This window comes from Terriglobus sp. 2YAB30_2 (assembly GCF_052114765.1).
In the GTDB taxonomy this organism is placed as follows: Bacteria; Acidobacteriota; Terriglobia; order Terriglobales; family Acidobacteriaceae; genus Terriglobus.
In genome coordinates, this window is record NZ_JBFRFJ010000003.1 from 1 (window position 1) to 13,799 (window position 13,799).

Below are 13,799 nucleotides of genomic sequence, written 5' to 3' on the forward strand. Positions count from 1 at the left end.
CGGCAAATACCGTGACATACTCTCTTCTCGTATAAATAACCCCGAAAAGCAAGTACTCACACAGACTCTAAAAGCCCATTACTTTTTGCCGTTTATCAGCGGGCTGAAGCCCGCTGCTCCCACCGCTTTCAAACCATGATTCTCAGACCAAACGAACTTGTCGATACGCCTATAGGAAAAGCAGGCGCGGGAAAGAATAGCGCAACAAAAGGCTTGCTCCGGCCGCGTGATTGGCCGGAGCAAGCCTTTTGAGCATCAAAACAAAATATGGACGCCCATGATTCTTCGGGGCGACAATATTGCCGTCTCGTTGACCCAGTGTGGCTAGATAGGCCGACGAGACCTGGCCGGAGGCATGCAGCAGCGCTGACCTCGGGATCGCCCCGTTCGGTAGCCGGTGTGATTGCCATCACCGACTTCGATTCCCGGACACGCGCACTCTTACTTTGCTGCCAGCGGCCGCGAAAGGAGTGTGTTTCATGGCGCTCAGTTCCCATTCCGCAGCTGTTGAGATTCACCTTCAGACCACACGGTTGAAGTTCCGGCATATTCTCGTCGCGACCGATTTTTCCTCCTACGCGGATGCGGCCCTGTTCGCAGCCTGCCATCTGGCTCGTACGTACCAGGCTGAATTGGTGCTCTTCCACAACATCATTCCTCCGGTCATTACGCCCGACGCCACGCTGACTACCATTGAAGCCTCGTCGGCCGCCTGCGCCCATGCCGAAAAGCGCATGGCGGCACAGATCGCGGCACATATGGAATTGACCACCGTGCCTCACCGCATCGCCATCCGCGAAGGCTATCTGAACGAGGAGCTTGCCAGAGTGGTCAAAGACGAAGCAATCGATCTGCTGGTGGTCGGCTCACATGGCGCGCGCGGATTTGAGAAAGTCCTGCTTGGTTCCGTGGCGGAGTCGATGTTGCGCCGGTCCCCCATTCCGGTCATGATCATCGGCCCGGAGGCCAAAGTCGCCGAAACGCCCACCTGCATTCTGCTTGCCACCGATCTTGAACCCGCAGCATTGCATGCGGCGCAGTATGCGACCTCGCTCGCCGAGGAGTTTCAGGCAAAGCTGACACTGTTGCACGTCCTGCCCAAGGCCGGCTGGCCTACCAGCGAAGAACGCGAGGCGATTGAACATCGGCTTCAGCAACTGGTGCCGGCCGATGCAACGGCGTTCTGCCAGGCTGGATATCGTGTACGGCACGGCGAACCCTCACGGGAGATCGTCGCGCAGGCCAAGCAGTGCGAGGCCAACCTTATCGTTACGGGCCGCCATAATAAGGGTCCGCTCTCAAGTCGAGCTCTTTGGACCACGCTCACACGCCTGATCCAGGAAGCTCCGTGTCCTGTCTTGACTGTTCGCTAGGCATCACCCCGGATAGGAGGGCCGCCATGCACCGCTACGAAACATATTGGATTATCACGTTGTTCCGCGGGGTTCTGGCGATCCTGTTCGGCTGTGCCATTCTGCTTATCCCGCAGATGTCGTCCTCGGTCTTACTATTGCCGTTTGCCATGGTGCTGTCAGTGTTATTTCTGGCAGGCTATGGCGCGGCAGACAGTGCCTTGGTGTTCTTTGAAAGCTTTGCGCTCCCCAAGCGCCCTGGCCAGATTGCAAGCCGGTTGCAGGGATCGGTTGGTATCACGATCTCGTTGCTGCTGGCGACCATCGCCTTTGAACATGCCCGTCTGCATTGGTTCTTCTATCTGGTAGCGGCACAAGCCGGAGCGGCTGCCGTGTCAGACATCGCCACAGCTCGTCATGTGTGGCGTCACCATCGCACGATCGTGGTGTATGCCTCGGCACTCGTCTCCGGCGCCGCATCGCTTTACTTTCTGATCAGCGCCCTCATGGAAGCACCCCTGGCAACGGACACCTCGATGCGCATGCTCTACGGCTATCTGCTTGGCTTCGGGACCGTCAACATCGGTTTGGCATGCATGCTGCTGCAGGAAAGACCATATCCTCACCACGTGCCGCCGACATCTACGCTGCGGCACATCCACTGATTCGGCAACAAATTACATTTCCCCAATTGCCGATGGGTTCTCGCTCGCTCTAGAGCATTTTCCTGTAGGTGTGGTGCAGGGCTTATGCATCTATGGGCGTTTTCCGCAAAATGAAAACGCCGCTGTACGGTTCTCCGGGATACCCAGCAACAGGAAAAATGCTCTACACTGCTGCGCATGCGCCGACTCCTGCTTGCCTGCTCGTTGCTGTTGCCCGTCTCTGCTGCAACCCTTCACGCCCAGGACTGGGCCAAAACCCGCCTCGACAAGTCTCCGCGTCACCGCGAGTACATCTCCCTGAAGACCTCCGGTGGACCGGTCCAGGCCTTCGTCGTCTATCCGGAGATCAAGGACAAAGCTCCCGTCGTCGTTCTCATTCACGAGATCTTCGGGCTGAGTGACTGGATGAAGACCATGGCCGACGACCTTGCCGCCAGCGGCTACATCGTAGTGGCTCCGGACCTGCTTACCGGTAAAGGTCCGAACGGCGGCAATACCGATTCGTTCGCCACCCGTGATGAGGTCACCAAGGCCGTCTCCACGCTCTCGCCCGACGCCGTCACCGAAGGCCTGAATGCCGCGGTCGCGTATGCAAAGACGATTCCCGCCGGCAACGGCAAGATCGCCGTCGGCGGCTTCTGCTGGGGCGGAGGACAGACCTTCCGCTTTGCGACGAATAACCACGACATCTCCGCCGCGTATGTCTTCTACGGACCGCCACCCACCGCGGACGATATGAAGAAGATCACCGTACCGGTATATGGCTTCTACGCGGGCAACGACGCGCGCATCGATGCCACCATTCCCTCGACCATCGAAGCGATGAAAGCCGCCGGCAAGACCTACGAACCAGTCACCTATGACGGCGCAGGCCATGGATTCATGCGTGCTGGCGTTGACCCGACTGATACCAACCCGAATAACAAGAAGGCGCGTGACGACGGATATGCGCGCCTGACAACACTGCTGAAGTCACTCTCAGGGACAAAGAAATCCCCTGTAGAAAGCACCCCCAACCGTTCGATGGTCGCCAAGGCAGCGAAGGGTAGCAAGTCTAAAAAGGCTGCCGCAGCCACCATGGACTGCCACGACATGTCTACCATGTAAGAGTGGACGAACAGAGTATCCCTGTACTGCAGACGCAACTGGACGAGATCACCGCGAACACGCGGCGGCTCGTCCAGGCTGAGCGTCTGGAAATCAATGAAAACGCCATCGCTGAGTTATTCGCGACCGGCATTGAAGACCGTATTCTCCCCGTAGGCTCCAGGGCTCCTGAGTTTTCTCTTCCCGATGCCATCAGCGGCAAACCCATCCGTTCCGCGGACCTTCTCGCTCTGGGACCGCTGGTCATCAACTTCTTCCGCGGACGCTGGTGTCCCTACTGCATCACCGAACTGGAGACCTGGCGCGAGCTATACCCGTTGCTGCGGGAGCGCGGAGCCTTGTTCGTGGCAGTCTCGCCGCAGACCGTACGCCAGTCTGACTTTACCGTGCAGCAGCACGCCTTACTCTTTCCTCTGCTGCGGGATGAGGGTTCAGAGCTTGCCGAAAAGTTTGGCATCGCCTATACGCCATCGCCGGCCATGCAACAGTACTACCGGTCGATTCTGGTCAATATTCCTTTCATCAACACCGGCCAGAACGCCCTGAAGCCGGCGACGGACGCGGCATGGCGCCTGCCCCTGCCGGCCACCTTCGTCGTTGGCCAGGACGGCACGATTCGCTTCGCCGAGGCGCATGCAGACTTCCGTGTGCGTCCGGAGCCTGCCGATGTCCTGGCGGCGCTTCCATAAAAATCCGTATCGCGATCTTTCTCTCGGGCACCAAACCGCCCCTGCCGGTCATCTATCGAAGGGGCCTCGGGCTCGGCGATAGAGCATTTCCCTGTAGGTATAGAGTAGGGCTTCCGCATCTATGGGCGTTTTCCGCAATGAAAACGCCGCTGCACGCACCTTCCGGAATACCCAGTAACAGGAAAATGCTCTAATGAAACTGATGGGCCGCGAGACACGTCGGCTGCGGCCAAAACACTCACCTGCTACAAGACATAGAACGGAGCAGAATATTTCGTTATGAGCACTTCGACCGCATGGAGCGCGCTTGCGCAGCACTACAAGGCTATTGAAAAGACTCACCTGCGCGAGCTGTTTGCCACTGATCCCGGCCGCGCCGAGCGCTATGCCCTTGAGGCTGCCGGAGTCTTCGTCGATTTCTCCAAGAACCGCATCACCGACGAGACCCTGAATCTGCTGCTCTCGCTGGCCAATGAAGCCGGCCTGAAGGACAAGATCGTCGCCATGTTCTCCGGCGAAAAGATCAACATCACTGAGAACCGCTCGGTACTGCACATCGCTCTGCGGGCCCCCAAGGGCACCCAGATCTTCTCCGACGGCAAGGATGTTGTTCCCGAGGTTCACGAAGTCCTGGACAAGATGTCCGGCTTTGCTGATCGCGTCCGTTCCGGTGAGTGGAAGGGCTTTACCGGCAAGACGATCAAGACAGTCGTCAACGTCGGCATCGGTGGATCGGACCTCGGCCCGGTGATGGCCTACGAGGCGCTCCGCCACTACTCCAAGCGCGACATCGGGTTCCGTTTTGTCTCTAACGTCGATGGAACTGACATCGCTGAAGCGACCCATGACCTGGATCCGGAGACAACGCTCTTCCTGATCGCGTCGAAGACCTTCACCACTCTGGAGACCATGACGAACGCGCACACCGCGCGCGAGTGGCTGCTGAAGGGGCTGAAAGATGAGAAGGCCGTTGCCAATCACTTCGTAGCCATCTCCACCAATGCCAAGGAAGTGGCGAAGTTCGGTATCGACACGGCCAACATGTTCGGCTTCTGGGACTGGGTCGGCGGACGCTACTCCATGGACTCAGCCATCGGTCTGTCGACGATGATCGCAATCGGTCCTGACAACTTCCGCCAGATGCTCGCCGGCTTTCATGAGATGGACGAGCACTTCCGCTCCACCCCATTCGAGAAGAACCTGCCGGTCATCCTGGGCCTGCTGAGCGTGTGGTACACCGACTTCTTCGGCGCACAGACCTATGCTGTGCTGCCTTATGACCAGTATCTAAAGCGCTTCCCTGCTTACCTGCAGCAGCTCACCATGGAGTCGAACGGCAAGCACGTTACGCTGCAGGGCGAGCATGTCGCCCACGATACCGGCGCCATCTACTGGGGCGAGCCCGGCACCAACGGCCAGCATAGCTTCTACCAGTTGATCCACCAGGGCACGCGCTTGATCCCTGCCGACTTCATCGGCTTCATGCGCTCGCTGAACGCAGTAGGCAATCACCACGACCTGCTGATGGCGAATGTCTTCGCGCAGACCGAGGCTCTGGCCTTCGGTAAGACCGCGGAGCAGGTGAAGGCTGAGGGTACAGCCGACTGGCTGGTACCGCACCGCGTCTTCGAGGGCAACCGTCCGTCGAACACCATCCTCGCCGAGGAGCTGACTCCGAAGGTGCTGGGAACACTGGTGGCTCTGTACGAGCACATCGTCTTCACCCAGGGTGTGATCTGGAATATCGACTCCTTCGACCAGTGGGGCGTAGAGCTTGGCAAAGTACTCGCCATGCGCATCGTTCCCGAGCTCGAGGGTGCAGGCGAACTGAAGCACGACACCTCCACCAACGCTCTGATCGAGCGTTACCGCAAGGCCCGCCGCAACTAGAGCATTTTCCCTGTAGGTGTAGAGTAGGGCTTCCGCATCTATGGGCGTTTTCCGCAATGAAAACGCCGCTGCACTCCTCTCCCGGGATACTCAGCAACAGGGAAAATGCTTTAAACAAATCTCGCAACCGTAGAGGCCTGCTCTTCATCAAGAAGAGCAGGCCTTTTACATCTTCAGAGAGACTGGTTCGCATGGAATCGCTCGAGATCCGCATTGCTGACTTTGACGATCCCCACACGCGCGATCTGCTCGCGCTTCATCTGGCCGGGATGCGTGCTTCTTCACCGCCGGAGAGCGTGTATGCTCTCGACCTCTCGGGCCTGAAGAAGCCCGAGATCACAACCTGGAGCGCATGGCGCGGAAATCGTCTGGCTGGAGTAGGAGCACTGCGCATGCTCAGCGCAGACGCAGCGGAGATCAAGTCCATGCGGACTCATCCTGACTTCCTGAAACAGGGCGTCGGCAGAGCGATCCTCACCCATATCGTGGAGACAGCGAAGCAGTGCGGGATCAAGCGCCTGAGCCTCGAGACCGGCAGCGGCCCAGCCTTTGACGCAGCAGTACAGCTCTACCGAAACTTCGGCTTTCAGTTTGGCGAACCGTTTGGAGACTACGTCCCCACAGGTTTCAGCCAGTTCCTGCATCTGGAAATTGCATAGGATTGCGCCCAACCCGTTCGAGCTACGCTCGAACATTATTCAATTCTTCAATCTCCCCTAAGCCAGAAACTCCATCACTGCCTCATTCCATAGACCCGGCCGATTGAGGCACGAGAGATGGCCTGAGGGCAGTTCACGATACCGTGCCGAAGGAATCTGCTCGACCAGAAACTTCTGGTCCGCAGGAGGCGTGGTTGGATCTTCATTGCCTGCGATGCAAAGCACCTGCAGCGGGATCTGGTTCACGCTCTCACGAAGATCCGTCGTTGCCAGCACCTCGCAACCGGCGGCATAACCTGCGATGCTGCTGCGGCGAACGGAGTTCTCCAGCTCCGGGACCACCTCGGGATGCTCCGCTCGGAAGTCCGCCGTCAGCCAGCGCTCCGCGCTCCCCGGCAGAAACTGTTCCACACCCGCAAGCCGGGTACCTTCCGCGCGTTTCTGCCAGAACTCGGACGTGCCGATCTTGGCAGCCGTATTCGATAGCACCAGTCTCTCGATGCGGTCCGCCGCATTTACACCCAGCCACTGGCCGACCATGCCACCGATGGAGATACCGCAGAAATGAGCCTTCGCAATGCCGAGATGATCCATCAGGGCAAGAACATCGTTCCCCATACCCGCAAGCGTATTCGGTGGCTGCTGGGAGTTTGAGCGGCCAAAGCCCCGCTGCTCATAAACCACGGTCCGGAAGGTGCGGCTGAAGTGCTCCGCCTGTGCGCTCCACAGGTATGTGCCCTGACCAAGAGAGTGGCTAAAGATGACCGCAGGCGCGCCTTCAGGACCGGCGGCCTCGTAGTAGATCGTCTCCTCACCGCCCAGTTGAACCAACACCGTATCAGTTCTCCTTGATTCCGTAACGCCGTTCGTTTATCGTCACTATAGTGCGTCTATCGCACGGGATGTTGTATGCCGAACCAGACTGACTCTGCCGCCGTTATCGCCGAAGCTCCCGCACCTGCTCCCACAGTCCGGCAGACGCCGGCTTCATCCCTGGATCAATTTGCTGGTGATCCTAATTTTATGACGTCGCTGGCCCGAGGCCTCGTCGTCATTCAGGCATTCACCCAACAGACACCGCAGATGACCATCTCGCAGCTTTCGGCGAAGACCGGTCTGTCGCGCGCTGCAGTGCGCCGCTGCCTGTACACCCTGACGAAGCTTGGCTTCGCCGGCGCCGAGGACGGTCAACGCTATTCGCTGCGGCCACGGCTGCTTACGCTGTCGCACACCTACACCTCGTCCAGTTCCCTCTCCTCTTCCGCCCAGCCAATCCTGGAGCGCATGACCCAGCAGTTCCGCGAGTCGTTCTCGGTGGCTACACTGGACGGTGATGAGATCGTTTACGTAGCCCGCTCTCAAGTCTCCCGCGTCATGGCGGTCGACCTGCACATCGGTTCGCGCCTGCCGGCCTTCTGCACGTCCATGGGCCGTGTCCTGCTGGCCTACCTGCCGCCGGAGCAGCTCGAACAGTTCCTCGCGCGTATCACTTACTACCCGTACACCAACCGCACCATCACCACTCCTGACCGCCTGCGCCTGGCGATCCGCAATATCCGCCGCAATGGCTTCGCTATCTGCGACCAGGAGTATGAGATCGGCCTGCGCTCGATCGCCGTACCGGTCTTCGCCCCTTCGGGCAGAGTTGTAGCGACTCTCAACCTTTCCAGCCATGCGCCCCGTATGCCGCTGCCGGACCTTCAGCAGCGCTATCTGCCGCACCTGCGCGCAGCCGCCAACGAGCTCAGCATGTTCCTGCGCTAAAAGATTCGGCTAAAGAAGAAGGGGCACGGCGATTGCCGTGCCCCTTCTTTTTGTCCATCTCCCCTACATCGCAACTTTAAAGTGTTGCTTTAAGAATTCGACGTAAACTTTCCAATCATTTGGCACCATGCCATGTCCACCATCATGCATGTAATAGGCGAGGTCATGGAAGATCTGCTGGTCTGGCGCAGGCCACTGCGTCGTTCCCAGAGGCTGTTTACCAAGTAAGGTGTAGACCGGACCGGCCGCCACCTCTGCCTCAAACTCCCCCTTTGGATCGGACCAGGTATCGGTGTTCCCGGTCTGCAGCAGCAGCGGCCGCGGAGCCACCAGGGCGACCAGCATGTGCGCATCCACCGGCAGTTTGCTGACATCGGTCGCGTACTTCTGGTAGTTGATCGCGAACTGATAGGGGTAGCGCCGGGGGCTGACCAGGTCCTCAATCCTCTCTCCGTAGTCGCGGCGGCTGAGCGCGGCTCCTCCCTCACCGCTGCAACTGGCAATCACGGCGGCGAACCGCTGGTCATGCGCTCCCGCCCACATCGTGGTCTTGCCCAAACGAGAGACACCGTGGACCGCAACCTGTTTCGCATCTACCGCCTTGTCGGTCTCCAGGTAGTCCATCACCCGGCTCATGCCCCAGGCCCAGGCACTGATCGATCCCCATTCATCCGGAGCGGGTTCGATCTGGCCGGACTTCAGGTAACGGGCGCGAATTCCCTGCTGCAGACCGCCAAGATAATCCGGGTCCAGATCGCCGTAGTAGAACGTCGAAACTCCGATACCCGCGTCCAGGAATGCCTCGACATCGATCTTTCCGAACTTGCGGCCCTGATCCGCAGGAACCCTGGTCTTAGTCTTCGCATCCCAGATCATCCCAACCTTGATGCCGGGGTCGTCGATCATGTTCGAGGGAGCCGTAAAGCTGATGGAGAGAAGCATCGGTGACGGCCCCTTTGCCTTGGCCGGGAGATACTCCACCAGTTGGATCTGGGGCGCAGCGGGATCCTTATCAACGTGGATCATTACCTGACGGCGGATGGCCTTCCCGTTAAACGCAACTCCTTCTTTTTCAAAAACCTCGAAGCTCTCATCCTTCGGCCGGCCGGGGGCGCGGCCGTATTGTTGCGTCTCAAAAAGTGACACAATTTCAGGACGCCGTTTGCTGATCCAGGTCTTTGCATCCTTTACCGGCTTACCATCAGTGGTCTTCAGCACTTCAGGCAAGGTGTAGGGCTTCACCTTGGATTCGTCGGTATTCGTCGGATGGTTGGGATTAACACCCTGTGCAGCCGCAACCGCCACCGCCGCCAGAAGCATGGCGCTACCAATAGATTTCGTTCGGGTCATGGATTTTCTCCGGGCACACAAACTAAAAAAGCTGCAACTCTGCTGTCAAATGAAAATTCGGCAGCCTTTATTTTCAGGCGCCCTCACCCTCAAGAACGGCGGCGCCGGGGAGCCTGTGTTCCACGAGCAGTGGGGTACTTCCCTTGGCCGTCGTTGCCCCCATCATCAGCAGGCAATACAGCAAGCCCGAAACGATGAAACCGACAAACCAGGCATAGTCGTACAGCCAGCGGAGCGGGGGAACAACGATGCCCACCAGGGCGACAACGATGCCGGCTATCAGAGCAATGATGGCGCGGATGTTGAAGCCGTCGGAGTATTCATACGGGCCGCCCCGGAGGTACAGCCCATCCGGATCGAGCTCCCGGCCGCGCACCAGGAAGTAGTCCGCGATCATGATGCCGGCAATCGGGCCCAGCAGGCCGGAGTAACCCACCAGCCAGCCGTTGATATACCGTGCCGGATCCGCAGCAAGCTTCCAGGGCATGCACAGAATGCCAAGCACCCCGGTAATCAGGCCTCCGGTGCGGAAGCTGATCCAGCGGGGGTTGAGATTGGAGAAGTCATTCGACGGCGAGACCACGTTCGCGGCAACATTCGTATTCAACGTGGCCAGCAACAGCGCCACCAGACCGATGCAGGCAACGACCGGCTGATTGAAGTGCCCGAGCAGTACGACCGGATCCCAGAGAGCCACGCCGAAGACGAGCGACGAAGCGGAGGTCACCGCAATACCGATGAAGGAATAGAGCGTCATGGCTGGAGGGAGGCCAATCGCCTGGCCAACCATCTGGGCACGCTGCGATTTCGCGTAACGGGTAAAGTCCGGAATGTTAAGCGCCACCGTTGCCCAGAAGCCGACAATCGCCGTCAGCGATGGAACGAAGATCTTCCAGAAATCGGCCTTTGCCGCTCCTGCATGGAAGGTCGCGGCATTCGCCAGGGTTGCAGAAAGCCCACCGGCCTTTCCTGTCATCCAGAAGAGCAGCAGCAGACCAACGATGAGCATGAAGGGGGCGGAGACAACCTGCAGCCAGCGGATGACCTCAATCCCGCGCCAGATCACCGCCATGTTGATGGCCCAGAAGGCGAAGAAGCAGATCCAGACCGCGGCGGGCGCCGACGCGATGGCAGGAGCGATCACACGCAGCATGGAGTAGATCGCCTGCCCGCCGATCCAGCACTGGATGCCGAACCATCCGCACGCCACCAAAGCTCGCAGCACCGCCGGGATATTTGCTCCGCGTACGCCGAATGAAGCGCGGACGTAGACCGGAAACGGAATCCCGTATTTAGCTCCTGCATGGGCGTTCAGGATCATGGGGACGAGGACGATGAGGTTCCCCAGAAAGATCGTCCCGAGCGCCTGTTTCCAGCTCATGCCGTTGGCGATGAGACCGCTGGCGAGCATGTAGGTGGGAATACAGACCGACATCGCCACCCAGAGTGAAACGTAGTTGTAGACACCCCAGGAGCGCTCAGTAAACGGGATTGGCGCCAGGTCCTCGTTGTACAGACTGTTGGCCTGCTGCTGCGGCATGATCACCTGTTTTCCTCGAGCCCTTTTTCCTTGCGTATGGGCTCAGCATTGTTCAACGATCCCCAGCTTCACAGTCCGCTCTTCCCACGTCTCCGGAGCAAGACCTACTGGGACTTCCTTCATGGTGATGCAATCTTCAACCGGACAAACTAGTGAACACAGGTTACATCCGACACACTCGGTCTCGTCCACACGGGGAATCCTGGCAAGCGGCGCCTTGTGGAGCCCCTGCGAGACCACCGGCGGATCCATCTTCGGAATGCGAGTCACGGCGATCGAGCTCATCGTGGCATGGACGGCTTCCATCGGCTTGCGATGCACTTCAACGTGCCCATCCACCGGCCCCGTCACCCGGTCCGTGTGAATGCACTGGTGCGCTCCGTCCCAGCAGGCGATGTGGCAGAGGTCGCACCCGATGCATAGCGACTCATCGATCTGCGCAACGATCTTGTAGTTGAGGTTCAGGTGTTTCCACTCGGCCACCCGTGGCAGACTCAGGCCGCGGAAGTCGTCGAGCGAGGCAAAGCCCTTCTCGTCCATCCACTGCGACAGGCCGTCGATCATATCTTCGACAATGCGGTAGCCATAGTGCATCACCGCAGTGCAGACCTGCACCGTGCCCGCGCCCACCAGCAGGAACTCGGCTGCATCGCGCCAGGTACCAATCCCTCCAATGGCGCTCATCGGCAACACTGAGGCCGGGTCGGCCATCACTGACTGCACCATGTTCAGCGCAATCGGCTTAACCGCCGGACCGCAGTAACCGCCGTGCGAGCTCTTACCGTCCACGTTCGGCCGTGGCGTGAAGGTATCCAGATCGATGCCCGTGATGGAGTTGATGGTGTTAATCGCAGACAGTGCATCGGCGCCGCCCTGCTTTGCCGCCCGAGCCACTACACGAATGTCCGTGATGTTCGGGGTCAGCTTCACCAGCACCGGCGTACGCGCGACCTCCTTTACCCACTCGGTGATCATCTGCGCGTATTCCGGAACCTGACCGACGGCCGATCCCATGCCGCGTTCGCTCATGCCATGGGGACAGCCGAAGTTCAGCTCCAGGCCATCGGACCCGGCATCTTCGGCTCGCTTCACCATCTCGTGCCAGACATCGCGGCGCGACTCCACCATCAGCGAAGCGATGACGGCGTGTTTTGGATACCGCCGCTTCACCTCGGCAATCTCCGCCAGGTTGACTTCGATGGGCCGGTCACTGATGAGTTCGATATTATTCAGGCCCATCATGCGCTGCCCTGCCCAATCGACGGAACTGTAGCGCGAGCTGACATTGGTGATTGGCTCACCAATCGTCTTCCAGACCGCTCCTCCCCAACCCGCGTCAAAGGCGCGCATCACCTGTTCGCCGCAATTGGTTGGCGGCGCACTCGCCAGCCAGAAAGGGTTGATGCACTCGATACCGGCAAAGGTCGTCTTCAGGCTAGCCATGAGCCACCTCCGTTATTCCCAGAGCTGCGGTGATGCCACGCGCGGCTCTCTTGCCATCGGCGACAGCATCCACCACTTCGCGGCCGCCGTTTACGCAGTCGCCACCGCCGAAGTACTTCGCGTGGCTGGTGGCGCCGGTAGCACGGTCCACCACAACACGTCCTTTGGCGAGCTGGATTCCTTTCACCGAAGACAGCCATTTCGCAAGCGGAGACTGGCCAATCGCCGGCACCACGACTTCAGCGGCAAGCTGGGTCCGCATCTCGCCGACGACAAGCTCTCCGGCTTCGTTGATCGATGTCCCGGCGCAAAGCAGCGTGCCTGCATCCAGTGCAATCGGCTGCTGCCACCACAGGAACTTCACACCCTCCTGCAGAGCGTGTTCATATTCGAAGCCGAAAGCGGACATCTCCTCCGGACCGCGGCGATAGACGATGTGAACTTCTTCGGCGCCAAGCCGTTTTGAGGCTACGGCTGCGTCAATCGCGGTGTTGCCACAGCCGATGACAGCTACGGTCCGGCCGACGGAGAGGATCTCTCCGGTCTTATACCCGGCGATCAGGTCCAGCGCATCCATCACGCCGGTCTCTCCACCGGGGATGCGAAGCCGGTGCATCTCCCCAAGCCCGACACCGAGAAAGATCGCGTCGAACTCCTGTTCCAGGGCTGCGAAATCTTCGATCCCAATCTCACGCTGCAGGATCTCAACGCCCATGGATTGGATCGCTTCCACCTCGCGCAGTGATTCGCTGACGCGTAGTTTGTATTCCGCCACTCCGTAGGTATTCAAACCTCCGGCGAGATCGCGCTTGTCGAAGACCGTTACCTGCACACCGGCCTGGCGAAGCTCCGCCGCGCAGGCCAGGCTCGCGGGGCCGCCGCCGACACAAGCGACTCGCAGTGGCAGCTCAGGACGCTGACGAACTGGAATCTGCAGGCCGCGCCCATAAAAGTTATCCATGGCATAGCGCTGCAGCCGGCCAATCATAATCGGCTTCTCAGCGCGGTGATGCATCACGCAGGAACCTTCGCAGAGCACCTCGACCGGACACACGCGGGCGCAGCTTCCCGCCAGGACATTGGCTTCAAGAATGCTGCGGGCGGAGCCGGCGATATTGCCCGAGGCAATCTTCTTAATGAAGCGCGGAACGTCGATGTGTGTGGGACAGGCAGCGGTACAAGGCGCGTCAAAGCAGTTCAGGCAGCGGTTGGCTTCCACCATTGCCGCCTGTGGCGTCAATGCAGGCTTCAGCTCCGGGAAACGAGCTGTAATACCGGCATGCGGAGTGAATGCGGTGCCCAAAATCGTGGCCCTCCGTTCAAACAAACTGATCGTAGAG

At 59.4% G+C, this 13,799-nt stretch carries 12 protein-coding genes; 7 read left to right on the plus strand and 5 right to left on the minus strand.

What is annotated here, in order from left to right:
* Nucleotides 1-479 precede the first annotated feature (479 nt).
* The 6 genes from AB4Y89_RS05345 to AB4Y89_RS05370 all read left to right on the plus strand — a co-directional run bounded on the left by AB4Y89_RS05345 (nucleotide 480) and on the right by AB4Y89_RS05370 (nucleotide 6,362).
* Nucleotides 480-1,373 carry a universal stress protein gene (locus tag AB4Y89_RS05345; RefSeq protein WP_442299876.1) on the plus strand — a complete coding sequence of 298 codons (894 nt, stop codon included), beginning with the start codon at nucleotides 480-482 and terminating at the stop codon, nucleotides 1,371-1,373.
* Nucleotides 1,374-1,399: 26 nt separating this feature from the next.
* Entirely contained in the window at nucleotides 1,400-2,017 is a 618-nt protein-coding gene (locus tag AB4Y89_RS05350) for a hypothetical protein (RefSeq protein WP_442299877.1), read from the plus strand.
* A gap of 177 nt (nucleotides 2,018-2,194) precedes the next feature.
* On the plus strand, nucleotides 2,195-3,124 hold the full coding sequence (locus AB4Y89_RS05355; RefSeq protein WP_442299878.1) for a dienelactone hydrolase family protein: 930 nt from the start codon (nucleotides 2,195-2,197) through the stop codon (nucleotides 3,122-3,124).
* 2 nt (nucleotides 3,125-3,126) lie between these two features.
* The gene (locus AB4Y89_RS05360) at nucleotides 3,127-3,813 is read left to right on the plus strand and encodes a peroxiredoxin-like family protein (RefSeq protein ID WP_442299879.1); all 687 of its coding nucleotides are present in this window, start codon (nucleotides 3,127-3,129) and stop codon (nucleotides 3,811-3,813) included.
* Between the two features lie 279 nt (nucleotides 3,814-4,092).
* Entirely contained in the window at nucleotides 4,093-5,703 is a 1,611-nt protein-coding gene (pgi, locus tag AB4Y89_RS05365; protein WP_442299880.1) for a glucose-6-phosphate isomerase, read from the plus strand.
* Nucleotides 5,704-5,894: 191 nt separating this feature from the next.
* Nucleotides 5,895-6,362 carry a GNAT family N-acetyltransferase gene (locus AB4Y89_RS05370; protein ID WP_442299881.1) on the plus strand — a complete coding sequence of 156 codons (468 nt, stop codon included), beginning with the start codon at nucleotides 5,895-5,897 and terminating at the stop codon, nucleotides 6,360-6,362.
* Nucleotides 6,363-6,419: 57 nt separating this feature from the next.
* Here the strand turns inward: AB4Y89_RS05370 and pcaD are convergent, their stop codons facing one another.
* Nucleotides 6,420-7,196, minus strand: a complete 777-nt coding sequence (gene pcaD, locus AB4Y89_RS05375; RefSeq protein WP_442299882.1) for a 3-oxoadipate enol-lactonase — start codon at nucleotides 7,194-7,196, stop codon at nucleotides 6,420-6,422.
* A 75-nt stretch (nucleotides 7,197-7,271) separates the two neighbouring features.
* On the opposite strand from pcaD, the gene AB4Y89_RS05380 reads away from it, so the two are divergent.
* Nucleotides 7,272-8,126, plus strand: a complete 855-nt coding sequence (locus AB4Y89_RS05380; protein WP_442299883.1) for an IclR family transcriptional regulator domain-containing protein — start codon at nucleotides 7,272-7,274, stop codon at nucleotides 8,124-8,126.
* Nucleotides 8,127-8,189: 63 nt separating this feature from the next.
* On the opposite strand, the gene AB4Y89_RS05385 is transcribed toward AB4Y89_RS05380, so the two are convergent.
* The 4 genes from AB4Y89_RS05385 to AB4Y89_RS05400 all read right to left on the minus strand — a co-directional run bounded on the left by AB4Y89_RS05385 (nucleotide 8,190) and on the right by AB4Y89_RS05400 (nucleotide 13,762).
* Nucleotides 8,190-9,476: a glucuronyl esterase domain-containing protein gene (locus AB4Y89_RS05385; RefSeq protein ID WP_442299884.1), complete on the minus strand. Its 1,287-nt coding sequence runs from the start codon at nucleotides 9,474-9,476 to the stop codon at nucleotides 8,190-8,192.
* Nucleotides 9,477-9,549: 73 nt separating this feature from the next.
* Nucleotides 9,550-11,016 (minus strand): NCS1 family nucleobase:cation symporter-1, encoded by a 1,467-nt coding sequence (locus AB4Y89_RS05390; protein ID WP_442299885.1) that lies wholly within the window; start codon nucleotides 11,014-11,016, stop codon nucleotides 9,550-9,552.
* Between the two features lie 42 nt (nucleotides 11,017-11,058).
* Nucleotides 11,059-12,459 (minus strand): NAD-dependent dihydropyrimidine dehydrogenase subunit PreA, encoded by a 1,401-nt coding sequence (gene preA / locus AB4Y89_RS05395; RefSeq protein ID WP_442299886.1) that lies wholly within the window; start codon nucleotides 12,457-12,459, stop codon nucleotides 11,059-11,061.
* The gene (locus tag AB4Y89_RS05400) at nucleotides 12,452-13,762 is read right to left on the minus strand and encodes an FAD-dependent oxidoreductase (protein ID WP_442299887.1); all 1,311 of its coding nucleotides are present in this window, start codon (nucleotides 13,760-13,762) and stop codon (nucleotides 12,452-12,454) included. Before AB4Y89_RS05400 ends, preA begins: the two co-directional genes overlap by 8 nt.
* Nucleotides 13,763-13,799 lie beyond the last annotated feature (37 nt).

What these genes read in the sequence shown, in the direction of transcription:
- AB4Y89_RS05350 (WP_442299877.1), top strand. Translation starts at nt 1,400, where the DNA reads ATGCACCGCTACGAAACATATTGGATTATCACGTTGTTCCGCGGGGTT.
- AB4Y89_RS05390 (WP_442299885.1), bottom strand. Translation starts at nt 11,016, where the DNA reads ATGCCGCAGCAGCAGGCCAACAGTCTGTACAACGAGGACCTGGCGCCA.
- preA (WP_442299886.1), bottom strand. Translation starts at nt 12,459, where the DNA reads ATGGCTAGCCTGAAGACGACCTTTGCCGGTATCGAGTGCATCAACCCT.
- pgi (WP_442299880.1), top strand. Translation starts at nt 4,093, where the DNA reads ATGAGCACTTCGACCGCATGGAGCGCGCTTGCGCAGCACTACAAGGCT.
- AB4Y89_RS05380 (WP_442299883.1), top strand. Translation starts at nt 7,272, where the DNA reads ATGCCGAACCAGACTGACTCTGCCGCCGTTATCGCCGAAGCTCCCGCA.
- AB4Y89_RS05385 (WP_442299884.1), bottom strand. Translation starts at nt 9,476, where the DNA reads ATGACCCGAACGAAATCTATTGGTAGCGCCATGCTTCTGGCGGCGGTG.
- AB4Y89_RS05345 (WP_442299876.1), top strand. Translation starts at nt 480, where the DNA reads ATGGCGCTCAGTTCCCATTCCGCAGCTGTTGAGATTCACCTTCAGACC.
- AB4Y89_RS05355 (WP_442299878.1), top strand. Translation starts at nt 2,195, where the DNA reads ATGCGCCGACTCCTGCTTGCCTGCTCGTTGCTGTTGCCCGTCTCTGCT.
- AB4Y89_RS05370 (WP_442299881.1), top strand. Translation starts at nt 5,895, where the DNA reads ATGGAATCGCTCGAGATCCGCATTGCTGACTTTGACGATCCCCACACG.